The sequence below is a fragment of the Telluria sp. AC161 genome (genome assembly GCF_979258535.1).
This window is the reverse complement of sequence record NZ_OZ409861.1, coordinates 1-24,387: the sequence shown is the minus strand read 5'-3', so window position 1 is coordinate 24,387 and position 24,387 is coordinate 1. Positions and strand designations below refer to the sequence as shown.

13 protein-coding genes, 4 tRNA genes, 6 rRNA genes and 1 riboswitch are annotated in these 24,387 nt (G+C 59.3%); of the genes, 13 read left to right on the top strand and 10 right to left on the bottom strand.

The window, feature by feature from the left end; translation table 11 throughout:
• Window positions 1-19: 19 nt before the first annotated feature.
• From rrf (ACZ0AJ_RS00115) to ACZ0AJ_RS00095, 5 genes are all read right to left on the bottom strand, one after another.
• Window positions 20-132 (bottom strand): 5S ribosomal RNA (gene rrf / locus ACZ0AJ_RS00115).
• A gap of 157 nt (window positions 133-289) precedes the next feature.
• Window positions 290-3,181, bottom strand: a 23S ribosomal RNA gene (locus ACZ0AJ_RS00110).
• Between the two features lie 220 nt (window positions 3,182-3,401).
• Window positions 3,402-3,477 (bottom strand) — tRNA-Ala (locus ACZ0AJ_RS00105).
• 22 nt (window positions 3,478-3,499) lie between these two features.
• Window positions 3,500-3,576: transfer RNA gene (locus tag ACZ0AJ_RS00100), tRNA-Ile, on the bottom strand.
• 82 nt (window positions 3,577-3,658) lie between these two features.
• Window positions 3,659-5,191: ribosomal RNA gene (locus ACZ0AJ_RS00095) — 16S ribosomal RNA — on the bottom strand.
• Together the 16S, 23S and 5S rRNA genes with 2 tRNA genes alongside form the textbook arrangement of a ribosomal RNA operon.
• A gap of 462 nt (window positions 5,192-5,653) precedes the next feature.
• Between ACZ0AJ_RS00095 and cobT the strand changes: the two genes are divergently transcribed.
• The 13 genes from cobT to ACZ0AJ_RS00030 all read left to right on the top strand — a co-directional run bounded on the left by cobT (window position 5,654) and on the right by ACZ0AJ_RS00030 (window position 18,788).
• Window positions 5,654-6,700: a nicotinate-nucleotide--dimethylbenzimidazole phosphoribosyltransferase gene (cobT, locus tag ACZ0AJ_RS00090; protein ID WP_499453101.1), complete on the top strand. Its 1,047-nt coding sequence runs from the start codon at window positions 5,654-5,656 to the stop codon at window positions 6,698-6,700.
• Window positions 6,697-7,479: an adenosylcobinamide-GDP ribazoletransferase gene (locus tag ACZ0AJ_RS00085; protein ID WP_499453099.1), complete on the top strand. Its 783-nt coding sequence runs from the start codon at window positions 6,697-6,699 to the stop codon at window positions 7,477-7,479. The genes cobT and ACZ0AJ_RS00085 overlap by 4 nt, the downstream gene beginning before the upstream one ends.
• Window positions 7,479-8,021: a histidine phosphatase family protein gene (locus tag ACZ0AJ_RS00080; RefSeq protein WP_499453097.1), complete on the top strand. Its 543-nt coding sequence runs from the start codon at window positions 7,479-7,481 to the stop codon at window positions 8,019-8,021. The genes ACZ0AJ_RS00085 and ACZ0AJ_RS00080 overlap by 1 nt, the downstream gene beginning before the upstream one ends.
• Before the next feature lie 20 nt (window positions 8,022-8,041).
• A riboswitch (cobalamin riboswitch) is annotated at window positions 8,042-8,277 on the top strand.
• A gap of 65 nt (window positions 8,278-8,342) precedes the next feature.
• Window positions 8,343-10,175, top strand: a complete 1,833-nt coding sequence (locus ACZ0AJ_RS00075) for a TonB-dependent receptor domain-containing protein (protein ID WP_499453095.1) — start codon at window positions 8,343-8,345, stop codon at window positions 10,173-10,175.
• 60 nt (window positions 10,176-10,235) lie between these two features.
• Complete coding sequence (locus tag ACZ0AJ_RS00070; RefSeq protein ID WP_499453093.1) at window positions 10,236-11,258, top strand: FecCD family ABC transporter permease; 1,023 nt, start codon at window positions 10,236-10,238, stop codon at window positions 11,256-11,258.
• Window positions 11,255-12,034: an ABC transporter ATP-binding protein gene (locus ACZ0AJ_RS00065; RefSeq protein ID WP_499453091.1), complete on the top strand. Its 780-nt coding sequence runs from the start codon at window positions 11,255-11,257 to the stop codon at window positions 12,032-12,034. The genes ACZ0AJ_RS00070 and ACZ0AJ_RS00065 overlap by 4 nt, the downstream gene beginning before the upstream one ends.
• On the top strand, window positions 12,031-12,657 hold the full coding sequence (gene cobO, locus ACZ0AJ_RS00060) for a cob(I)yrinic acid a,c-diamide adenosyltransferase (RefSeq protein ID WP_499453089.1): 627 nt from the start codon (window positions 12,031-12,033) through the stop codon (window positions 12,655-12,657). The genes ACZ0AJ_RS00065 and cobO overlap by 4 nt, the downstream gene beginning before the upstream one ends.
• Window positions 12,657-13,967, top strand: coding sequence for a cobyrinic acid a,c-diamide synthase CobB (locus ACZ0AJ_RS00055; RefSeq protein WP_499453087.1), 1,311 nt, complete (start codon window positions 12,657-12,659; stop codon window positions 13,965-13,967). The genes cobO and ACZ0AJ_RS00055 overlap by 1 nt, the downstream gene beginning before the upstream one ends.
• The gene (cobU, locus tag ACZ0AJ_RS00050; protein ID WP_499453085.1) at window positions 13,964-14,524 is read left to right on the top strand and encodes a bifunctional adenosylcobinamide kinase/adenosylcobinamide-phosphate guanylyltransferase; all 561 of its coding nucleotides are present in this window, start codon (window positions 13,964-13,966) and stop codon (window positions 14,522-14,524) included. The genes ACZ0AJ_RS00055 and cobU overlap by 4 nt, the downstream gene beginning before the upstream one ends.
• Window positions 14,518-15,462, top strand: a complete 945-nt coding sequence (cbiB, locus tag ACZ0AJ_RS00045; RefSeq protein ID WP_499453083.1) for an adenosylcobinamide-phosphate synthase CbiB — start codon at window positions 14,518-14,520, stop codon at window positions 15,460-15,462. The genes cobU and cbiB overlap by 7 nt, the downstream gene beginning before the upstream one ends.
• Window positions 15,455-16,435, top strand: coding sequence for a threonine-phosphate decarboxylase CobD (gene cobD, locus ACZ0AJ_RS00040; RefSeq protein ID WP_499453081.1), 981 nt, complete (start codon window positions 15,455-15,457; stop codon window positions 16,433-16,435). The genes cbiB and cobD overlap by 8 nt, the downstream gene beginning before the upstream one ends.
• A complete protein-coding gene (locus ACZ0AJ_RS00035; protein ID WP_499453079.1) occupies window positions 16,432-17,325 on the top strand; it encodes a cobalamin-binding protein in 894 nt (297 codons plus the stop codon). Before cobD ends, ACZ0AJ_RS00035 begins: the two co-directional genes overlap by 4 nt.
• On the top strand, window positions 17,322-18,788 hold the full coding sequence (locus tag ACZ0AJ_RS00030) for a cobyric acid synthase (RefSeq protein ID WP_499453077.1): 1,467 nt from the start codon (window positions 17,322-17,324) through the stop codon (window positions 18,786-18,788). The genes ACZ0AJ_RS00035 and ACZ0AJ_RS00030 overlap by 4 nt, the downstream gene beginning before the upstream one ends.
• Before the next feature lie 165 nt (window positions 18,789-18,953).
• Here ACZ0AJ_RS00030 and rrf (ACZ0AJ_RS00025) read toward each other — a convergent pair.
• The 5 genes from rrf (ACZ0AJ_RS00025) to ACZ0AJ_RS00005 all read right to left on the bottom strand — a co-directional run bounded on the left by rrf (ACZ0AJ_RS00025) (window position 18,954) and on the right by ACZ0AJ_RS00005 (window position 24,137).
• Window positions 18,954-19,066: ribosomal RNA gene (gene rrf / locus ACZ0AJ_RS00025) — 5S ribosomal RNA — on the bottom strand.
• 156 nt (window positions 19,067-19,222) lie between these two features.
• Window positions 19,223-22,098: ribosomal RNA gene (locus ACZ0AJ_RS00020) — 23S ribosomal RNA — on the bottom strand.
• Between the two features lie 244 nt (window positions 22,099-22,342).
• Window positions 22,343-22,418 (bottom strand) — tRNA-Ala (locus ACZ0AJ_RS00015).
• Window positions 22,419-22,442: 24 nt separating this feature from the next.
• Window positions 22,443-22,519, bottom strand: a tRNA-Ile gene (locus tag ACZ0AJ_RS00010).
• 85 nt (window positions 22,520-22,604) lie between these two features.
• Window positions 22,605-24,137 (bottom strand): 16S ribosomal RNA (locus ACZ0AJ_RS00005).
• Window positions 24,138-24,387 lie beyond the last annotated feature (250 nt).

Below are 24,387 nucleotides of genomic sequence, written 5' to 3'. Positions count from 1 at the left end.
GGGCTTTTCTATATAACTAGCCTGACGATAACCTACTTTCACACTGGTTGCAGCACTATCATCGGCGCAAAGTCGTTTCACGGTCCTGTTCGGGATGGGAAGGGGTGGGACCGACTTGCTATGGTCATCAGGCATAACTTGTACGAATGTCGCTTGAACGCGTGGATGGCATAGCCATCCACCCTACGTCAGGTGACACTCTGAATCTGGAAGAAGTAGTTTTTATTTTGGGGTCGTATTTGTATCAACAACAGCTGAACTCTTGCTAACCCTGGACTACCAAGGTTATAGGGACAAGCCGTACGGGCAATTAGTACTGGTTAGCTTAATGCATTACTGCACTTCCACACCCAGCCTATCAACGTCCTGGTCTCGAACGACCCTTTAAAGAGCTCAAGGCTCTGGGAAATCTCATCTCAAGGCAAGTTTCCCGCTTAGATGCTTTCAGCGGTTATCTCTTCCGAACTTAGCTACCCGGCAATGCCACTGGCGTGACAACCGGTACACCAGAGGTTCGTCCACTCCGGTCCTCTCGTACTAGGAGCAGCCCCCTTCAAATTTCCAACGCCCACGGCAGATAGGGACCAAACTGTCTCACGACGTTTTAAACCCAGCTCACGTACCACTTTAAATGGCGAACAGCCATACCCTTGGGACCGGCTACAGCCCCAGGATGTGATGAGCCGACATCGAGGTGCCAAACTCCCCCGTCGATATGAACTCTTGGGAGGAATCAGCCTGTTATCCCCAGAGTACCTTTTATCCGTTGAGCGATGGCCCTTCCATACAGAACCACCGGATCACTATGTCCTACTTTCGTACCTGCTCGACTTGTCGGTCTCGCAGTTAAGCACGCTTATGCCATTGCACTATCATCACGATGTCCGACCGTAATTAGCGTACCTTCGAACTCCTCCGTTACACTTTAGGAGGAGACCGCCCCAGTCAAACTGCCTACCATGCACTGTCCCCGATCCGGATAACGGACCAAGGTTAGAACCTCAAATGAACCAGGGTGGTATTTCAAGGTTGGCTCCACGAACACTAGCGTGTCCGCTTCAAAGCCTCCCACCTATCCTACACAGATTGATTCAAAGTCCAATGCAAAGCTACAGTAAAGGTTCATGGGGTCTTTCCGTCTAGCCGCGGGTAGATTGCATCATCACAAACATTTCAACTTCGCTGAGTCTCGGGAGGAGACAGTGTGGCCATCGTTACGCCATTCGTGCAGGTCGGAACTTACCCGACAAGGAATTTCGCTACCTTAGGACCGTTATAGTTACGGCCGCCGTTTACTGGGACTTCAATCAAGAGCTTGCACCCCATCATTTAATCTTCCAGCACCGGGCAGGCGTCACACCCTATACGTCCACTTTCGTGTTTGCAGAGTGCTGTGTTTTTATTAAACAGTCGCAGCCACCATTTTATTGCAACCCGTTCATCCTCATGGAGTAAACCAATCAAACTACTAGGGCGTACCTTATCCCGAAGTTACGGTACCAATTTGCCGAGTTCCTTCTCCCGAGTTCTCTCAAGCGCCTTAGAATACTCATCTCGCCCACCTGTGTCGGTTTGCGGTACGGTCTCGTATGACTGAAGCTTAGAGGCTTTTCTTGGAACCACTTCCGATTGCTTCAGAACCTAAGTTCCTCGTCTCAACCCCTTGAATTACGTGCCCGGATTTGCCTAAGCACCTTCTATGAGTCAAAAACTAGCTATTCCAACAGCTAGACAACCTTCCGCGATCCGTCCCCCCATCGCATCATACGACGGTGCAGGAATATTAACCTGCTTCCCATCAGCTACGCATCTCTGCCTCGCCTTAGGGGCCGACTCACCCTGCTCCGATGAACGTTGAACAGGAAACCTTGGGCTTACGGCGTGGAGGCTTTTCACCCCCATTATCGCTACTCATGTCAGCATTCGCACTTCTGATACCTCCAGCATCCTTTACAAGACACCTTCGCAGGCTTACAGAACGCTCTCCTACCATATTGATCAAGTAATAAATTACGAGAAAAATATCCGCAGCTTCGGTGACTGGCTTAGCCCCGTTACATCTTCCGCGCAGGACGACTCGATCAGTGAGCTATTACGCTTTCTTTAAATGATGGCTGCTTCTAAGCCAACATCCTGACTGTTTTAGCCTTCCCACTTCGTTTTCCACTTAGCCAATCTTTGGGACCTTAGCTGGCGGTCTGGGTTGTTTCCCTCTTGACACCGGACGTTAGCACCCGATGTCTGTCTCCCAAGCTCGCACTCATCGGTATTCGGAGTTTGCAATGGTTTGGTAAGTCGCAATGACCCCCTAGCCATAACAGTGCTCTACCCCCGATGGTGATACTTGAGGCACTACCTAAATAGTTTTCGGAGAGAACCAGCTATTTCCAAGTTTGTTTAGCCTTTCACCCCTACCCACAGCTCATCCCCTAATTTTTCAACATTAGTGGGTTCGGACCTCCAGGGCGTGTTACCGCACCTTCATCCTGGCCATGGGTAGATCACTTGGTTTCGGGTCTACACCCAGCGACTGTCGCCCTATTCGGACTCGATTTCTCTACGGCTCCCCTATACGGTTAACCTCGCCACTGAATGTAAGTCGCTGACCCATTATACAAAAGGTACGCAGTCACGGAACAAGTCCGCTCCTACTGTTTGTATGCACACGGTTTCAGGATCTATTTCACTCCCCTCCCGGGGTTCTTTTCGCCTTTCCCTCACGGTACTGGTTCACTATCGGTCGATTACGAGTATTTAGCCTTGGAGGATGGTCCCCCCATGTTCAGACAGGATTTCTCGTGTCCCGCCCTACTTGTCGTATGCTTAGTACCACCGTTCGAATTTCGTGTAAGGGGCTATCACCCTCTATGGCGCTTATTTCCAGAAGCTTCCACTATCCGATCGACTATTACATACAGGCTCATCCCATTTCGCTCGCCACTACTTTGGGAATCTCGGTTGATTTCTTTTCCTGCAGCTACTTAGATGTTTCAGTTCGCCGCGTTCGCTTTGCATACCTATGTATTCAGTATGCAATGACCTATAAAGGCCGGGTTTCCCCATTCGGAAATCTGCGGATCAAAGCTCGTTTGCTAGCTCCCCGCAGCTTATCGCAAGCTACTACGTCCTTCATCGCCTGTAATCGCCAAGGCATCCACCATGTGCACTTATTCGCTTGTCCCTATAACGTTGGCCTCTGCTGACAACAGAGATCGTCACAGGTACAAGAGTACAGCTGTGTTGCAATGATACAAATACTACTACCCAAGCATGCATCACATCTCGTTTCCGATTTGCGCTACATACTTAAAAACTTTACTTCTTCCAGATTGTTAAAGAACGAAAAAACAGTGATCTCGAAAAGATCAAACCTAAAACCGGAGTCTTACGTTTGAACTTTTTGGTGGAGGATGACGGGATCGAACCGACGACCCCCTGCTTGCAAAGCAGGTGCTCTCCCAGCTGAGCTAATCCCCCATTAGGTGATGCTAGTGCTGATTGGTAGGGCTGGTTGGACTCGAACCAACGACCCCCGCGTTATCAACACGGTGCTCTAACCAGCTGAGCTACAGCCCCGATAAAACTGTTCTTTACTTGTTCAACAGTCGATAAGCGTGGACGCTTGATGATGTGGCTTTCGCCACCGGTGCTACTCTAGAAAGGAGGTGATCCAGCCGCACCTTCCGATACGGCTACCTTGTTACGACTTCACCCCAGTCACGAATCCTACCGTGGTAAGCGCCCTCCTTACGGTTAAGCTACCTACTTCTGGTAAAACCCGCTCCCATGGTGTGACGGGCGGTGTGTACAAGACCCGGGAACGTATTCACCGCGACATGCTGATCCGCGATTACTAGCGATTCCAACTTCACGCAGTCGAGTTGCAGACTGCGATCCGGACTACGATACACTTTCTGGGATTAGCTCCCCCTCGCGGGTTGGCGGCCCTCTGTATGTACCATTGTATGACGTGTGAAGCCCTACCCATAAGGGCCATGAGGACTTGACGTCATCCCCACCTTCCTCCGGTTTGTCACCGGCAGTCTCATTAGAGTGCTCAACTAAATGTAGCAACTAATGACAAGGGTTGCGCTCGTTGCGGGACTTAACCCAACATCTCACGACACGAGCTGACGACAGCCATGCAGCACCTGTGTTACGGTTCTCTTTCGAGCACAGCCAAATCTCTTCGGCCTTCCGTACATGTCAAGGGTAGGTAAGGTTTTTCGCGTTGCATCGAATTAATCCACATCATCCACCGCTTGTGCGGGTCCCCGTCAATTCCTTTGAGTTTTAATCTTGCGACCGTACTCCCCAGGCGGTCTACTTCACGCGTTAGCTGCGTTACCAAGTTAATTAAAACCCGACAACTAGTAGACATCGTTTAGGGCGTGGACTACCAGGGTATCTAATCCTGTTTGCTCCCCACGCTTTCGTGCATGAGCGTCAATCTTGACCCAGGGGGCTGCCTTCGCCATCGGTGTTCCTCCACATCTCTACGCATTTCACTGCTACACGTGGAATTCTACCCCCCTCTGCCAGATTCTAGCCTTGCAGTCTCCAACGCAATTCCCAGGTTGAGCCCGGGGATTTCACGTCAGACTTACAAAACCGCCTGCGCACGCTTTACGCCCAGTAATTCCGATTAACGCTTGCACCCTACGTATTACCGCGGCTGCTGGCACGTAGTTAGCCGGTGCTTATTCTTCAGGTACCGTCATTAGCGAGGGATATTAGCCCTCACCGTTTCTTCCCTGACAAAAGAGCTTTACAACCCGAAGGCCTTCTTCACTCACGCGGCATTGCTGGATCAGGCTTTCGCCCATTGTCCAAAATTCCCCACTGCTGCCTCCCGTAGGAGTCTGGACCGTGTCTCAGTTCCAGTGTGGCTGGTCGTCCTCTCAGACCAGCTACTGATCGTGGCCTTGGTGAGCCTTTACCTCACCAACTAGCTAATCAGATATCGGCCGCTCCAGGAGCACAAGGTCCGAAGATCCCCTGCTTTCATCCTTGGATCGTATGCGGTATTAGCGTAACTTTCGCTACGTTATCCCCCACTCTTGGGTACGTTCCGATATATTACTCACCCGTTCGCCACTCGCCGCCAGGTTGCCCCGCGCTGCCGTTCGACTTGCATGTGTAAAGCATGCCGCCAGCGTTCAATCTGAGCCAGGATCAAACTCTTCAGTTCAATCTCTGTAATGCCGTTTCCGGCATTCGGTTGGACCGTTTAATCAGTCCAAACCCTTCCCATTGGGAAGTGTTTGCTCACTCAAAATACTGACCGTTACTCATTGCTGAGCAACGTATTTCTTTTTTGTGAACATTTGATAATTTAAGTAATCAAAGACCGAAGTCTTTGGCACCCTCATCAAACGCCCACACTTATCGACTGTTAATTTTTAAAGAACTTTATTCGGTGCTGCTTCTGCTGTTTGCTACGAAGCGTTGTGTTCGTTAGCAGCAGAGAGGCGAGATTATGAAGTGTTTCTCATTTTTCGTCAACCCCTTCTTTCCTTCTTTTTCTTCGCTGTCGCTGCGTTTGAGGCGGCGTCTGCGTCGAGGAGCGAGACTATAACAAAGCCAGGATGGTCTTGCAATGCTTTCTCTTGTGATATCGTGGCCGCCGCCCATAGCGACCTTTTCATTACTCATGCATATTCCTGTTATTGCCCCGATCGCCCATGCGGCGCTGTCCCAATCCCTGGCCGCTGCGATCAATAACAAGACCAAGCCGCTTGGCAGCCTGGGGCGTCTAGAGGATCTCGCCACCCAGTTGGGCCTGATCCAGCAGACAACCCGTGTGACGATCGACCAGCCTGCCATCCTCGTTTTTGCCGCCGACCATGGCGTGGTCGCCGAAGGCATTTCCGCCTATCCCCAGGACGTCACCTGGCAGATGGTCGAAAACTTCCTCACCAATGGCGCGGCCATCAATGTGTTCGCGCGCCAGAACGGCTGCGCGCTGCGCGTGATCGACGCTGGCGTGAACCACGACTTCGGCGTGCGCGCTGGTCTGCTCGACCGTAAAGTCGCCAACGGCACGAACAACTTCGCCGTCGAACCGGCAATGTCGGCGCAGCACTGTGCTACCGCCCTCGAACACGGCATGGCCCTGGCGCGCAACCTGCCCGGCAATGTCGTGGGCTTCGGCGAGATGGGCATCGGGAACACGACCGCTGCGGCAGCGCTGATGCACAAGCTGACCGGCCAGCCGGCGGCTGCCTGCGTCGGCGCCGGCACCGGCCTGACGCCTGACGGCATCCGCCATAAAGAGCGCGTAGTCGCCGCGGCCATCGCGCATCACGCCAGCGTACACGAACCGCTCGAGGTCCTGGCCACCTTCGGCGGCTTCGAAATCGCGATGATGGCCGGCGCCATGCTACAGGCAGCCAGCCTGCGCAAGGTGCTGCTGATCGACGGCTTCATCGTCACCAGCGCGCTGCTGGTCGCTGCGCGCCTGCAACCGGCGATCCTCGACTATTGCGTGTTCGCGCACTGCTCCGGCGAGCATGGCCACGCTCTGCTGCTCGATCAGCTTGGGGCACGGCCGCTGCTCGACCTGGGCCTGCGCCTGGGCGAAGGCACTGGCAGCGCCCTTGCCCTGCCCCTGCTGCACGCAGCGGCCAACTTCCTGAGCGAGATGGCGACCTTCGCATCGGCCCAGGTCTCGGGACAACTGGGCGAGCACGCGGGATGATCCATCAACTGCGCCTGTTCTTCATTGCGCTGCAGTTTTTCACGCGGATCCCGATCCCGCACTGGGTCGGCTTCGAGCCGGCCTGGCTCAATCACGCGTCGCGCTACTTCCCGCTGGTGGGCATCGTGGTAGGCGCCATCGGCGCGGCTATCTATTTCATCGCCGCGCACTGGCTGCCAGCGCCAGTGGCCGCGGTACTCTCCACCGCCGCGACCATCTACCTCACCGGCGCCTTTCACGAAGACGGCTTCGCCGATACCTGCGACGGTCTGGGCGGCGGCATGACGAAAGAGCGCGCGCTCGAGATCATGAAGGATTCGCGCGTCGGTGCGTATGGCGCGATCGGTATCGTCTGCATGCTGGGCGCGAAGCTGGCCGCACTCGCCACGCTGCCGCCCTTGACTGCTGTCGGCGCCCTGCTGCTGGCCCACCCGCTTTCGCGCCTGGCCGCCACGTCCCTGATCTGGCAGATGGAATATGCCCGCGCGGAAGGCAAGGCCAAGCCGCTGGCCGTGCGCATGAGCAGCGCCGAATTCGGGATCGCAACGCTCACGGTGCTGGTCCCGGCGCTCGCGCTGCTCGCCGTCGGCCTGCTCGACCTGGCCGCGATTGGCGCGGCGCTGTTTGCGGCCTTGCTGGCGACGCGCTGGCTGGCCCGCACATTCACGCGCCGGCTACAAGGCTATACCGGCGACTGCCTTGGCGCCGTGCAGCAATTGGCGGAAGTCGCCATCTATATCGCGGTGCTGGCCACACTCGGCCGCGGCGCGCTGGCCTGATGCGCCTCTACCTCGTGCGCCATCCGAGACCGGACGTGCCGGCCGGGCACTGCTACGGCCGCACCGACCTGCCGGCGCAGGCAACAGACACCGCACGCGTGCTGGCGGCGCTGAATCATCAGAACCTGCCAGGCGCAATGCCGGTCTACGCTAGCCCTTTGCAACGCAGCGCCGTATTGGCGCAGCAGCTGTCAAGCGCACCCACGTTCGACGCGCGCCTGGCCGAGATGGACTTTGGCGCGTGGGAGCTGCGCCACTGGGATGACATCGCGCGGGACGAAATCGATGCCTGGAACGCCGACCTGCTCCACTACCGCCCTGGCGGCGGCGAAAACGTCCTGCAGGTGGCTGTGCGCGTGGCCGCGTTTCGGGCCGACATCCAGCGCGCAGGGTGCGCCGCAGCACTCGTCATCTGCCACGCCGGCGCCATGCGCCTGCTGTACGCCATGTCCGGCGGCGGTACATTGGAGGATGCTGCGCTGCGTGCGGCATCGACACCACACCAGATCGGCTACGGCGAAGTCATGGTGCTGGAAATATGACAATGCCCGGTTCAACCACCTTATAATGAGCGCGTTTTGGTGCTCGCGCCTGCGTTCGCAGGTGCAGTTAAACGGGAAACACGAAGCCCTTCACAGGGCCAACGCGTGCTGCCCCCGCAACGGTAAGCAAGTGCTGCAGCCTCTCATCGGGTCCTGCGGCAAACCGCCCCCTCATACCACTGTGCTTTTCTGAGCATGGGAAGGTCGGACGGCCATACTTGTCAGCCCGGATACCGGCCAAAAGGTGGATACGCGCACAGCGCGATCCTTTGAATCCAGCCCACGGGGACGTCGGCGGGATGCCTTTGATAAGAACCACTCATGAATTTTCCAGTAAGCCGGCAAGCGGCCGCCGTGTCGCTCGCACTCGCCCTCATCTCGTCCACCGCCATCGCCGAAGTTGCTGACACCGTCGTCGTCACCGCGACCCGCACGCCGCAACTCGCTGCGGACCTGGTCGCCGACACCACCGTCATCAACGCCGAAGAAATCGCGCGCTCGGGCGCTGGCTCGGTGGCCGACATCCTGCAGCGCCAGCGCGGCATCGAGATCGCCCGCAACGGCCCGGCCGGCACCACGACCAGCGTCTATGTGCGCGGCGCAAACGCCAATCAGATCGTCGTGCTGCTCGACGGCGTGCGCATCGGCTCGTCCACCACCGGCACCGCCAGCTGGAATGCAATCCCGCTGGGCGCCATCGACCGCATCGAAATCGTCTACGGGCCACTGAGCACGCTGTACGGCGCCGACGCCATCGGCGGCGTGATCCAGATCTTCACGCGCAAGGGCGAAGGCGCACCTGTCGTCACCGCTTCGCTCGGCGCGGGCAGCAACGCGACGCTGCAGGGCGATGCAGGCATCTTCGGCAGCAGCGGTGGCCCGAATGCCATCAACTATGCCTTCGGCGCCGGCTACGAAGAGTCGGACGGCTTTTCGTCAACGCGGCCCGGCGCGTCAGGCTACAACGCCGACGAAGACGGCTATCGCCGCCGCAACGCCAACGGCCGTGTGTCGATGGCGCTCGCACCGGGCCACGAGATCGGCGCCCAGTTCCTGGTCAGCCGCACGTTCAGCCAGTACGATGCCAGTGGCTCCGGCAGCTACGATGTGCACAGCGACTCGGACATCAATACCGCAGCCGTCTACATGACCAACCAGTTCCTGCCGAACTGGCGCAGCACCGTGCAGTACGCGCGTTCGGAAGACAAGTCGGGCAACTTCAGCAATGCCACGGCCAGCGGCGCCAGCCAGATCGACACCAAGCAGAACGAATTCTCGTGGCAGAACAACGTCGCCATCGGCCAGGATACCCTGCAGCTGCTGTTCAACCACCGCAAGGAAGAAGTCTCGTCGATGCGCCAGACGCGCATTACCAATTCGTATGCCGCGGCCTACTCGGCCAAGCGCGCCAATCACCTGTTCGACGTCAGCGCGCGCCAGGACCGCTCGGTCTACGGCAGCCAGAATACTGGCGCCGCCGGCTACGGCTACGAGTTCGGCAACGGCCTGCGCGCCACCGCCAGCATCGGCACGAGCTTCCGCGCCCCGACCTTCAACGAGTTGTACTTCCCGGGCTACGGCCTGGCGACGAACAAGCCGGAAAAAGGCCGCAACCGTGAAGTGGGCCTGCGCTACGACGGCAACGGCTACACGCTCGACGCCACGTACTTCCACAACCGCCTGACCGACATGATCGTATCAAGCACGCCCTGCCCGGATGGTATCAACCGCAGCTGCGCCTACAACGTCAACGAAGCGACGCTCGAAGGCTTCTCGCTGGCCGGCAGCACGCGCCTGATGGACGTGAACCTGCGCGCCAGCCTCGATTGGCAGGATCCGCGTGACGACACCACCGGCCGCCAGTTGGCGCGCCGCGCGAAGAAGCACGCCAACTTCGCGGCCGACTACGTGATGGGCCAGTTCAAGAGCGGCGCCGAGCTGACCGTGTCGGGGGATCGTTTCGACAACGCGCCCAATACCAGCCGCCTGGGTGGCTACGGCTTGCTGAACCTGTACACCACGTACCAGTTCACGCCCGACTGGTCCTTGCTGCTGCGCGTGAACAACGTCACGGACAAGAACTACGAAGTGGCGCGCAACTACGGCACCAGCGGCCGCACCTGGTTCGCGTCGCTGCGCTACGGCATCCGTTAAGCTGGCATTTTCCGCCCGCGGCGCACGCGCCGCGGGCATCGATCAACTATCAGGGCCCGCATGCAAGCACCCGTCCCGCCATTACGCCAACGCGCCACGCTCATCGTCGGCGCCATGCTGGTCCTGGCCATCGCCACCCTGCTGTTCTCGGGCATGACCGGTTCCATCCGCGTGCCGCTCAGCGACATCCCCGACGCCCTGCGCCAATTGGCCAATGGCCAACCCGAATCCCTGTCCGCATCCCTGCTCGACCTGCGCGCCAGCCGCGCGCTGGTGGCCTTTGCCACCGGCGGCGCCCTCGCCCTGGCCGGCCTGATGATGCAGGCGCTATTACGCAATCCTCTCGCCGACCCGTATGTGCTGGGCGTCTCGTCCGGCGCCTCGGTCGGCGCCCTCCTCGCCTTGCTACTCATGGCGTCCACGCTGATGGTCGATGCGGCCGCGCTGGTCGGCGCCGTCGGCGTCTCCCTGCTCCTGTACGCACTGGCGCGGCGCGACCTGCGCAGCGGCCAGGCTGCCGAAGGCGGCGCCTCAATGCTGCTGCTGACCGGCGTGATCGTCTCGGCCCTGTGCGGCTCCCTCGTCACTCTCATGCTGTCGATCGCGCCGGAGGGACGCCTGCGCAGCATGATCTTCTGGCTGATTGGCGATCTGGCCGGCGCGCCGCTGCGTCTGGCGCCGTGGATCGTGCTGGTCGGCGCACTGCTGTTTGCCATGCGCAGCGCGCGCGCCATGAACATGGTCGCGCTGCACGCCGAAAACGCCGTCACGCTGGGTGTGCGTGTGAGCGCGCTGCGCAAGGGCCTGTTTTTTGTGTCGGCCCTGCTCACGGCAAGCGCCGTCACCAGTGCTGGCGCCGTCGGCTTCGTCGGCCTGATCGTGCCGCACGCCTGCCGCTTCGCCTTTGGCCCTGATCACCGCGTGCTGATTCCCGCCGTCGTCCTGAGCGGCGGCGCGTTCCTCGTGCTGTGCGATACGCTGGCACGCACGATCGTCGCGCCGCAGCAGCTGCCGGTCGGCGCCATCACGGCGATGATCGGTGCGCCGGTCTTCCTGTATCAACTGCACCGCATGCGCAAATGACCGTTATCGCCACCCACGACCTGCGCTTGTCCATTGCCGGGCGCACCCTGGTGCAGGGCCTCGACTGGGCCGCGCAACCGGGCGAATGCTGGAGCATCATCGGCCGCAATGGCGCCGGCAAGAGCACCTTGCTGCGCACGCTGGCAGGCTTGCACCAGCCCGACGGCGGCGCCATCCACATCGGCGGGCGCGCCCTGGCGGCCTGGCCGCTGACCGACCTGGCGCGCGAACGTGCCTTTCTCGCCCAGTCGCGCCACGATGCCTTTGCCTACACGGTCCTCGAGAGCGTACTCTCGGCGCGCCACCCGTACCACGCCAACCGCTACTGGGAAGGCAGGGACGACCATCAGGTTGCGCTGGAAGCCCTGGCGTCGATGGACGTGAGCGACCTGGCCGCGCGCGACGTGCGTACGCTGTCCGGCGGCGAGCGCCAGCGCGTGGCGATTGCCGCCCTGCTGGCCCAACAAACCCCGCTGCTGCTGCTCGACGAGCCAGCCAATGCGCTCGACCTGGCCCATCAGGTGAGCGTGACAGGCCTGCTTGCGCGCCTGTGCCGCGAGCGGAATCACACCGTGGTCATGATCGGCCACGACCTGAACCTGGCTTCGCGCATCTCGACGCACGTGCTGCTGCTGATGGGCGATGGCCGCTGGCACGCCGGCACCAATGAACAGACCATGCAGCCTGCTCTGCTGGGCGACTACCTCGGCCACCCGATCGAGATGATCGAACATCACGGCCGCCGCATCTTCATCCCTCAAGAGGATTCCGCATGAACGACATGACTCCCGAACAAACCGCTGCGCTGAACGAACGCCACCGCGTGCGCATGGAGCGCAAGAAAGCCGTCATCGACGCAAAGATCGCGTCGGCCGACAAGGAGATCGGCATCATCATCGTCAATACCGGCAACGGTAAAGGCAAGAGCTCGAGCGCGTTCGGCATGGTGGCGCGCGCGCTGGGCCATGGCATGCAGGTCGGCGTGGTCCAGTTCATCAAGGGCGCGCTGTCGACCGGCGAAGAAACCTTCCTGCGCCGCTTCCCGGACGAAGTGCGTTTCCATGCGATGGGCGAAGGCTATACCTGGGAAACCCAGAACCGCGAGCGCGACATCGAAAAAGCGACCGAGGCGTGGGCGCTGGCCAAGCAGTTCCTGTCCGATCCTGCCATCGGCATGGTGGTGCTGGACGAACTGAATATCGCGCTCAAATACGGGTACGTCGACGTGCACACCGTAATCGCCGACCTGCTCGACCGCCCCACCATGCAGCACGTGGTCATCACGGGCCGTGGGGCGCCGCCCGAACTGGTGGCGGTCGCCGACACCGTCACTGAAATGAATGTCGTCAAGCACGCGTTCAAGGCGGGGATCGGCGCCCAGGCCGGGACGGAGTGGTAATGAACGCGCATCCCGGCGCGCGCGTGGTGCTGGTGGCGGCAATGGCCTCCGGCCAGGGCAAGACCACCGTCACGGCCGCGCTGGCGCGGCGTTTGATCCGCATGGGCAAGCGCGTGCGCGTGTTCAAGTGCGGTCCCGACTTCGTCGATCCGGTGATGCTGGAGAGCGCGTGCGGCACGCCGGTCCACAATCTGGATCTGTGGATGGTCGGCCCTGAAGCCTGCCGCCAGCGCCTGCAAGATGCGGCCGCAGAGGCCGACGCGATCCTCGTCGAAGGCGTGATGGGCCTGTACGACGGCACGCCGTCGAGCGCCGACCTGGCGCGCGCGTTCGGCATCCCCGTACTCGCCGTGCTGGATGCATCGGCGATGGCGCAGACGGCCGGCGCCGTGGCGCAAGGCTTGCGTGACTATGGCCCCGTGCAGATGGCAGGCGTGATCGCCAACCGCGTTGCCAGCAGCGGCCACGCGGCGATGGTCAAGGAGTCGCTGCGCGACATTCCCCTGATCGGCACCCTGGCGCGCCAGGAGCATCACCTGCCCGAACGGCAACTGGGCCTGGTGCTGCCGGGTGAAGTCGAAGAGCTGCAGCGCATCCTTGACGCGCTGGCCGACAGCATCGAGTTCGATGAGGCGGCGTGGGATGCGCTGCCTGTGATGGCGCCCGCATTGGCACCGGCGCACGCCGTCCCGGCGCAGATCGACACGCCGCTTGCCGGCCGCACGATCGCGATCGCGCATGATCCGTCATTCATGTTCGTGTATCCGGCGAACGTCGAGCTGCTCAAGGCGCTGGGCGCGCAGATCAGGTACTTTGCACCGCTATCAAACGACGCGGTGCCAGACCATGCCGATGCCGTGTATCTGCCGGGCGGCTATCCCGAGCTGCATGGCGCGGCGCTGCAAGGCGCAACGCGCTGGCGGGAATCGATCCGCGCGGCCCATGCGCGCGGCGTGCCGATCGTGGCCGAATGCGGCGGCATGATGGCCCTGGCCGATGGCTTGACCGACAGCGATGGCCGGCGCTGGGAGATGGCCGGCGTGCTGCCGGGCGAAGTGGCGATGCAACCGCGCCTGGCTGGCCTCGGGATGCATGCGCTGGCCACGCCGGAGGGCGAACTGCGGGGACACACCTTCCACTATTCGCTGCTGGCCACCGACGTCCCGCCGCAGGCGCATACCGTCAAGCAGCGTACGCAGACACCGGGCGAAGCGGTGTACCGCGTCGGTTCGCTCTTCGCGTCCTACTTCCACGGCTACTTCCCGTCCAACCCGCGCGCGGTTGCCGCGCTGTTTGGCGGTGCGCCATGAGCGCGACGCTGGTCTTCGGCGGCGCACGCTCGGGCAAGAGCGCCTTCGCAGAACGGCTGGCGCGCGAGTCGGGCCGGGAAGTCGTGTACATCGCCACCTCGCGCGCGGGTGATGGCGAGATGGCGGCGCGCATTGCGCTGCACCGTGAACAGCGGCCACCCGAATGGCGCACGGTCGAGGAAGAACTGGCGCTGGCGCAGACGCTGCGCACCGAATGCCTGCCGGGCCGCCTGGTGCTGGTCGATTGCCTGACGCTGTGGCTCAGCAACCTGATGTTCTGCGATGGCCGGGAGTATCCCGAGGTCGGCACATTGAACCTGCCGGACCGGTTCCATGAAGAGCGCGCGGCCCTGCTGGACCTGCTCGATGCGGGCTTGCCGGGCGACGTGGTCTTCGTGTCGAACGAAGTCGGCATGGGCATCGTGCCCTGGGGCGCAATCTCGCGCAGCTTTGCCGACGAAGCCGGGCGCCTGAATCAGGCCGTGGCTGCGCGCGTGGAGCGCGCGGTGCTGGTGGCGGCCGGCCTGCCACTTGTTCTGAAGGGTTCCCTGTGCTGACTGGCTTGTCGTTGTCGACGGTGGCGCTGCTGCTGGTGGCCGGTGTTGTGCTCGACCTGCTGCTGGGCGAGACGCGGCGCTGGCATCCGCTGGTCGGCTTCGGCAATCTGGCAAGCTTCATCGAACGGCGCCTGAACCGCGGCAACCTGCGCCTGCCGCGTGGCAGCCTGGCGTGGGCATTGGCAGTGCTGCCATTGACTGCCTTGTTCGTGCTGCTGACCGATGTCGCCGGCCTGTGGCTGCACGCGGCGCTGCTGTATCTGTGCATCGGCCTGCGCAGCCTGCGCGACCATACGATCCCGATCTACGCGGCGCTGCGCGGCGGCGACCTGGCCCAAGCGCGCGCGCTGACCGCCCGCATCGTCAGCCGCGACACTGCCAACGCCAGCGAGTCCGACCTGGCCAAGGCGAGCGCCGAGTCGCTCCTTGAAAACGGCAACGACGCCGTGTTCGGCACGCTGTTCTGGTTCATCCTGCTGGGCGGGCCGGGCGCGGTGCTGTTCCGGCTCACCAATACGCTCGATGCGATGTGGGGTTATCGCAGCGCGCGTTTCAATCTGTTCGGCCGCCCTGCAGCGCGCATCGACGACGTGATGAACTATGTGCCGGCGCGCCTGACCGCGCTGTCGTATGTGCTGCTGGCCGGTGCGGAGCGTGCGCGCGCCTGGCACTGCTGGCGCACGCAGGCACCGGCGTGGAGCAGCCCGAACGCCGGGCCAGTAATGGCCAGCGGCGCCGGTGCACTGGGCGTATCCCTCGGCGGCGCAGCCGTCTACGATGGCGAGGTCGAACAACGCCCACCACTGGGCACCGGCCCGGCCGCCTGTGCTGGCGACATCCAGCGCGCCTGGCAACTGGTGCTGCGCACGACGCTGCTCTGGCTCGGCGTCGTCTGCCTGCTGGCGGTATTGACCATGATCGGCGCGCCGCATGCTTGAACACGGCGGCAACCTGCGCGACGCCGCGCGGCATTATGGGCGCGACGACTGGATCGACCTGTCAACCGGGATCAACCCGCATGGCTATCCGGCGCCGACGCCATCGCCCGGGGCCTGGCTGCGCCTGCCCGAGCCGGATCCTGCGCTGCTGGCGGCGGCCTGCGCGTACTACCAGGCGCCGCACGTGCTGCCGGTGGCCGGCACCCAGGCCGCAATCCAGGCCCTGCCCCGCCTGCGCGCACCGTCGCGTGTCGCCGTGTCGGCGCCATCGTATGCCGAGCACGCGCACCATTGGGGCCAGCATGGCCACCGGTTGCGGCAGGTTGCGTATGCCGAGCTGGAAGCGGCGGTCGACGTCAGCGATGTCGTCGTCGTCGTCAATCCGAATAACCCGACCGGCGAGACGATCGCGCCAGAACGCCTGCTCGACTGGGCCACACGCCTGCAGGCGCGCGGCGGCTGGCTGGTCGTCGACGAAGCCTTTGGCGACACCGCGACGGCGCTCAGCGTGGCGATGCACGCCTCGCACCCCGGCCTCATCGTGCTGCGCTCGATCGGCAAGTTCTTTGGCCTCGCGGGCCTGCGCCTGGGATTCGTCGCCGCGCATGACAGCCTGCTGCGCGATCTGGCTGACCTGCTGGGGCCATGGACCATCAGCGGACCGGCGCAGGAGATTGCCCTGACTGCGCTGACAGATAGCGCCTGGCAGCAGGCGACGCGTGCCAGTCTGCGCCAGTCCGGCGATCGGATGAGCCGCCTGTTGCTGGACCACGGCATCGCCAGCAGTGGCACGGCGCTGTTTCGCTGGTGGCCGCAGACGCAGCCCGAAGCCTTCCATACCCACATGGCGGCGCGTGGCATCTGGTGCCGGCTGTTCCGGGATGCCGGACGCGGTATCCGCGTCGGCCTGCCGGCAGGCGAACCTGAATGGCACCGCTTTGAACACGCACTTCACGAATGGAACCAACGATGAAAACAACGATGCTGATGGCTGCCCTGACGACTTTCGTGATTGCAGGCCTGTCGATCAACTGTGCGCAAGCCGCGATTACGGTCAAGGACGACGGCGGCCAGACCGTCACGGTCGCCAAGCCGGCACTGCGCATCATCTCGCTCGCACCGAGCGTGACGGAGCTGCTGTTCGCGGCCGGTGGCGGCACCCGCGTCGTGGGCGCCGTGAACTATAGCGATTATCCGGAGGCCGCCAAGCGCATTCCACGCATCGGATCGAACCGCGAGATCGACATGGAACTCCTGATCTCGCTGAAGCCCGACCTGATCGTGGCCTGGCGCCACAACAGCTCGGACAGGCAGATCGAGATGGTGCGCCAGCTCGGCATCCCGGTGTTCCAGAGCGATGCGCAGACACTGGACGCCATTCCGGACAGCGTCGAGCGGCTTGGCCAGTTGATGGGGACCGATGCGGCAGCCAAGACGGCGGCGGCCGCGCTGCGCACGCAGCTGGCCAGCCTGCGCAAGCAGTACGCAGGCCGCGCGCCGGTGCGCGTCTTTTACCAGGTATGGGACAAGCCGCTGTACACGCTCAGCGGAAAACACATCCTGACCGATGCGATGCACCTGTGCGGCGGCGTGAACGTCTTCGACAAGCTGGCCGTGACGGCGCCCGTGGTCACGCTCGAAAGCGTGCTGCAGGAAAATCCTGAAGTGATCATCGCGACGGCCGAAAAAAACTACGGCGGCGTGCAGTTGTGGAAAACCTACGGCACCATGACCGCAGTGAGCCGCAATAATCTGTTCACGCTCGACGGCCATTTGCTCAATCGCGCTGGGCCACGCATGATCCAGGGCACCGCCACGATGTGCGAGGCGCTGGAGCAGGCACGCCAGCGGCGCCCGAAATGAACACGTTCCCCTATCGAACCCTGATGGTGCAAGGGACGACGTCGGACGCCGGCAAGACCACGGTGGTCGCAGCGCTATGCCGGCTGTTGATGCAGCGCGGCGTGAAGGTCGCGCCGTTCAAGCCACAGAACATGGCCCTGAATAGCGCGGTCACACGCGATGGCGGCGAGATCGGCCGCGCCCAGGCGCTGCAGGCCATTGCCGCCGGCATCGAGGCGCACACCGACATGAACCCGGTGCTGCTCAAGCCATCGAGCGACACTGGCGCCCAGGTCATCATCCATGGCCGCGTGCGCGCCGACATGAATGCGCGCGACTACCACCAGTACAAGCCGATCGCGATGGGCGCGGTGCTCGAATCGCATGCGCGCCTGCTGGCCCAGTACGAGGCGGTGATCGTCGAAGGCGCCGGCAGTCCGGCCGAAATCAATCTGCGCGACCGCGACATTGCCAATATGGGCTTTGCCGAAGCAGTCGACTGCCCGGTCATCCTGGTTGCCGACATCGATCGCGGCGGCGTGTTCGCACACCTGGTCGGCACGTTATCGTGCCTGTCGCAGTCGGAGCGCGACCGCGTGATCGGGTTTGTCATCAACCGCTTCCGCGGCGACATCAAGCTGCTCGAACCCGGGCTGGATTGGCTCGAGGCGCAGACCGGCAAGCCGGTACTCGCCGTGCTGCCCTATCTGCACGGGCTGTTCCTCGATGCGGAGGACGCCGTGCAGGCGGCGCAAACGGGCAAGGGCGCGTTTCGCGTGGTCGTGCCCAGCCTGCCGCGCATGAGTAACCACACCGATTTCGATGCGCTGCGCGCGCATCCCGATGTCGATCTGCGTTTCGTGCGTGAGGCGGAAGCGATTCCCGGCGCCGACCTGATCATCCTCCCGGGCAGCAAGAACACGCGCGGCGATCTGGCCTGGCTCGATACGCATGGGTGGCGTGAGCAGATTGCGCGCCACCTGCGTTACGGCGGCAAGGTCATGGGCGTGTGCGGCGGGTTCCAGATGCTGGGCAAGACAGTTGGTGACCCGCATGGTGTCGAAGGTACGCCAGGTGTGTCGAATGGACTCGGGCTACTCGATATCGATACCGAGCTCACACGTGACAAGCAGTTGACGCGGGTCGAGGGACTGTGTGCCTTCATGCCGGGCGATGCGTCGGGTCGCGTCAGTGGGTATGAAATCCATATGGGCGTATCGAGTGGTGCTGCGATGACGCGGCCCGTGTTTGCAATCGACGGACGCGGTGAAGGCGCGATGTCGGCAGATGGCCAGATCATGGGGACGTATCTGCATGGCCTGTTCGATCATCCGGATGCCTGCAGCGCCCTGCTGCGCTGGGCCGGATCGCGCAGCGAGCAGGTGGTCAATACTGCGCAACTGCGTGAAGCCAGTCTGGATCGTATTGCGGCGTCAGTAGAAGGATTGCTGGACAGGTTGATTGATTTGGAGGATCGGGCATAAGCAGGCGCGATTCCTCTGGATGCGCAAAAGCCCGCTGATGTGAATCAGCGGGCTTTTTTTGCGTCACATCGGTCGGGTGGCACGGGTTATTTGGTTGTGTGAATATCGTCGCCCAAAGCGAAAAGCCCCACTCAGATCACTGAGTGGGGCTTTTCTATATAACTAGCCTGACGATAACCTACTTTCACACTGGTTGCAGCACTATCATCGGCGCAAAGTCGTTTCACGGTCCTGTTCGGGATGGGAAGGGGTGGGACCGACTTGCTATGGTCATCAGGCATAACTTGTACGAATGTCGCTTGAACGCGTGGATGGCATAGCCGTCCACCCTACGTCAGGTGACACTCTGAATCTGGAAGAAGTAGTTTTTATTTTGGGGTCGTATTTGTATCAACAACAGCTGAACTCTTGCAACCCTGGACTACCAAGGTTATAGGGACAAGCCGTACGGGCAATTAGTACTGGTTAGCTTAATGCATTACTGCACTTCCACACCCAGCCTATCAACGTCCTGGTCTCGAACGACCCTTTAAAGAGCTCAAGGCTCTGGGAAATCTCATCTCAAGGCAAGTTTCCCGCTTAGATGCTTTCAGCGGTTATCTCTTCCGAACTTAGCTACCCGGCAATGCCACTGGCGTGACAACCGGTACACCAGAGGTTCGTCCACTCCGGTCCTCTCGTACTAGGAGCAGCCCCCTTCAAATTTCCAACGCCCACGGCAGATAGGGACCAAACTGTCTCACGACGTTTTAAACCCAGCTCACGTACCACTTTAAATGGCGAACAGCCATACCCTTGGGACCGGCTACAGCCCCAGGATGTGATGAGCCGACATCGAGGTGCCAAACTCCCCCGTCGATATGAACTCTTGGGAGGAATCAGCCTGTTATCCCCAGAGTACCTTTTATCCGTTGAGCGATGGCCCTTCCATACAGAACCACCGGATCACTATGTCCTACTTTCGTACCTGCTCGACTTGTCGGTCTCGCAGTTAAGCACGCTTATGCCATTGCACTATCATCACGATGTCCGACCGTAATTAGCGTACCTTCGAACTCCTCCGTTACACTTTAGGAGGAGACCGCCCCAGTCAAACTGCCTACCATGCACTGTCCCCGATCCGGATAACGGACCAAGGTTAGAACCTCAAATGAACCAGGGTGGTATTTCAAGGTTGGCTCCACGAACACTAGCGTGTCCGCTTCAAAGCCTCCCACCTATCCTACACAGATTGATTCAAAGTCCAATGCAAAGCTACAGTAAAGGTTCATGGGGTCTTTCCGTCTAGCCGCGGGTAGATTGCATCATCACAAACATTTCAACTTCGCTGAGTCTCGGGAGGAGACAGTGTGGCCATCGTTACGCCATTCGTGCAGGTCGGAACTTACCCGACAAGGAATTTCGCTACCTTAGGACCGTTATAGTTACGGCCGCCGTTTACTGGGACTTCAATCAAGAGCTTGCACCCCATCATTTAATCTTCCAGCACCGGGCAGGCGTCACACCCTATACGTCCACTTTCGTGTTTGCAGAGTGCTGTGTTTTTATTAAACAGTCGCAGCCACCATTTTATTGCAACCCGTTCATCCTCATGGAGTAAACCAATCAAACTACTAGGGCGTACCTTATCCCGAAGTTACGGTACCAATTTGCCGAGTTCCTTCTCCCGAGTTCTCTCAAGCGCCTTAGAATACTCATCTCGCCCACCTGTGTCGGTTTGCGGTACGGTCTCGTATGACTGAAGCTTAGAGGCTTTTCTTGGAACCACTTCCGATTGCTTCAGAACCTAAGTTCCTCGTCTCGACCCCTTGAATTACGTGCCCGGATTTGCCTAAGCACCTTCTATGAGTCAAAAACTGGCTATTCCAACAGCCAGACAACCTTCCGCGATCCGTCCCCCCATCGCATCATACGACGGTGCAGGAATATTAACCTGCTTCCCATCAGCTACGCATCTCTGCCTCGCCTTAGGGGCCGACTCACCCTGCTCCGATGAACGTTGAACAGGAAACCTTGGGCTTACGGCGTGGAGGCTTTTCACCCCCATTATCGCTACTCATGTCAGCATTCGCACTTCTGATACCTCCAGCATCCTTTACAAGACACCTTCGCAGGCTTACAGAACGCTCTCCTACCATATGTCCTAAGACATATCCGCAGCTTCGGTGACTGGCTTAGCCCCGTTACATCTTCCGCGCAGGACGACTCGATCAGTGAGCTATTACGCTTTCTTTAAATGATGGCTGCTTCTAAGCCAACATCCTGACTGTTTTAGCCTTCCCACTTCGTTTTCCACTTAGCCAATCTTTGGGACCTTAGCTGGCGGTCTGGGTTGTTTCCCTCTTGACACCGGACGTTAGCACCCGATGTCTGTCTCCCAAGCTCGCACTCATCGGTATTCGGAGTTTGCAATGGTTTGGTAAGTCGCAATGACCCCCTAGCCATAACAGTGCTCTACCCCCGATGGTGATACTTGAGGCACTACCTAAATAGTTTTCGGAGAGAACCAGCTATTTCCAAGTTTGTTTAGCCTTTCACCCCTACCCACAGCTCATCCCCTAATTTTTCAACATTAGTGGGTTCGGACCTCCAGGGCGTGTTACCGCACCTTCATCCTGGCCATGGGTAGATCACTTGGTTTCGGGTCTACACCCAGCGACTGTCGCCCTATTCGGACTCGATTTCTCTACGGCTCCCCTATACGGTTAACCTCGCCACTGAATGTAAGTCGCTGACCCATTATACAAAAGGTACGCAGTCACGGAACAAGTCCGCTCCTACTGTTTGTATGCACACGGTTTCAGGATCTATTTCACTCCCCTCCCGGGGTTCTTTTCGCCTTTCCCTCACGGTACTGGTTCACTATCGGTCGATTACGAGTATTTAGCCTTGGAGGATGGTCCCCCCATGTTCAGACAGGATTTCTCGTGTCCCGCCCTACTTGTCGTATGCTTAGTACCACCGTTCGAATTTCGTGTAAGGGGCTATCACCCTCTATGGCGCCTATTTCCAGAGGCTTCCACTATCCGATCGACTATTACATACAGGCTCATCCCATTTCGCTCGCCACTACTTTGGGAATCTCGGTTGATTTCTTTTCCTGCAGCTACTTAGATGTTTCAGTTCGCCGCGTTCGCTTTGCATACCTATGTATTCAGTATGCAATGACCTATAAAGGCCGGGTTTCCCCATTCGGAAATCTGCGGATCAAAGCTCGTTTGCTAGCTCCCCGCAGCTTATCGCAAGCTACTACGTCCTTCATCGCCTGTAATCGCCAAGGCATCCACCATGTGCACTTATTCGCTTGTCCCTATAACGTTGGCCTCTGCTGACAACAGAGATCGTCACAGGTACAAGAGTACAGCTGTGTTGCAATGATACAAATACTACTACCCAAGCATGCATCACATCTCGTTTCCGATTTGCGCTACATACTTAAAAACTTTACTTCTTCCAGATTGTTAAAGAACGAAAAAACAGTGATCTCGAAAAGACCAAACCTAAACCGCGTTGGCGTATTCGCCAGGCTTACGTTTGAACTTTTACCATCTAAATGGTGGAGGATGACGGGATCGAACCGACGACCCCCTGCTTGCAAAGCAGGTGCTCTCCCAGCTGAGCTAATCCCCCATTCAGGTGATGCTTGGTGCTGATTGGTAGGGCTGGTTGGACTCGAACCAACGACCCCCGCGTTATCAACACGGTGCTCTAACCAGCTGAGCTACAGCCCCGATAAAACTGTTCTTTACTTGTTCAACAGTCGATAAGCGTGGACGCTTGATAATGAAACTTCTCAGTTTCGTGGTGCTACTCTAGAAAGGAGGTGATCCAGCCGCACCTTCCGATACGGCTACCTTGTTACGACTTCACCCCAGTCACGAATCCTACCGTGGTAAGCGCCCTCCTTGCGGTTAAGCTACCTACTTCTGGTAAAACCCGCTCCCATGGTGTGACGGGCGGTGTGTACAAGACCCGGGAACGTATTCACCGCGACATGCTGATCCGCGATTACTAGCGATTCCAACTTCACGCAGTCGAGTTGCAGACTGCGATCCGGACTACGATACACTTTCTGGGATTAGCTCCCCCTCGCGGGTTGGCGGCCCTCTGTATGTACCATTGTATGACGTGTGAAGCCCTACCCATAAGGGCCATGAGGACTTGACGTCATCCCCACCTTCCTCCGGTTTGTCACCGGCAGTCTCATTAGAGTGCTCAACTAAATGTAGCAACTAATGACAAGGGTTGCGCTCGTTGCGGGACTTAACCCAACATCTCACGACACGAGCTGACGACAGCCATGCAGCACCTGTGTTACGGTTCTCTTTCGAGCACAACCAAATCTCTTCGGTCTTCCGTACATGTCAAGGGTAGGTAAGGTTTTTCGCGTTGCATCGAATTAATCCACATCATCCACCGCTTGTGCGGGTCCCCGTCAATTCCTTTGAGTTTTAATCTTGCGACCGTACTCCCCAGGCGGTCTACTTCACGCGTTAGCTGCGTTACCAAGTTAATTAAAACCCGACAACTAGTAGACATCGTTTAGGGCGTGGACTACCAGGGTATCTAATCCTGTTTGCTCCCCACGCTTTCGTGCATGAGCGTCAATCTTGACCCAGGGGGCTGCCTTCGCCATCGGTGTTCCTCCACATCTCTACGCATTTCACTGCTACACGTGGAATTCTACCCCCCTCTGCCAGATTCTAGCCTTGCAGTCTCCAACGCAATTCCCAGGTTGAGCCCGGGGATTTCACGTCAGACTTACAAAACCGCCTGCGCACGCTTTACGCCCAGTAATTCCGATTAACGCTTGCACCCTACGTATTACCGCGGCTGCTGGCACGTAGTTAGCCGGTGCTTATTCTTCAGGTACCGTCATTAGCGAGGGATATTAGCCCTCACCGTTTCTTCCCTGACAAAAGAGCTTTACAACCCGAAGGCCTTCTTCACTCACGCGGCATTGCTGGATCAGGCTTTCGCCCATTGTCCAAAATTCCCCACTGCTGCCTCCCGTAGGAGTCTGGACCGTGTCTCAGTTCCAGTGTGGCTGGTCGTCCTCTCAGACCAGCTACTGATCGTGGCCTTGGTGAGCCTTTACCTCACCAACTAGCTAATCAGATATCGGCCGCTCCAGGAGCACAAGGTCCGAAGATCCCCTGCTTTCATCCTTAGATCGTATGCGGTATTAGCGTAACTTTCGCTACGTTATCCCCCACTCTTGGGTACGTTCCGATATATTACTCACCCGTTCGCCACTCGCCGCCAGGTTGCCCCGCGCTGCCGTTCGACTTGCATGTGTAAAGCATGCCGCCAGCGTTCAATCTGAGCCAGGATCAAACTCTTCAGTTCAATCTCTGTTTGTTGGCATTTCTGCCACCCTACCTTGCGGCAGGGGTCGCTCACTCAAAATACTGACCGCTATCTCATTGCTGAGACAACGTATTTCTTTTTTGTGAACATTTGATAATTTAAGTAATCAAGAACCGAAATTCTTGGCACCTTCATCAAACGCCCACACTTATCGACTGTTAATTTTTAAAGAACTTTATTCGGTGCATCTTGCTGTTAGTAGCGAATCGTTTTGTTCGCTGCAGCAGAG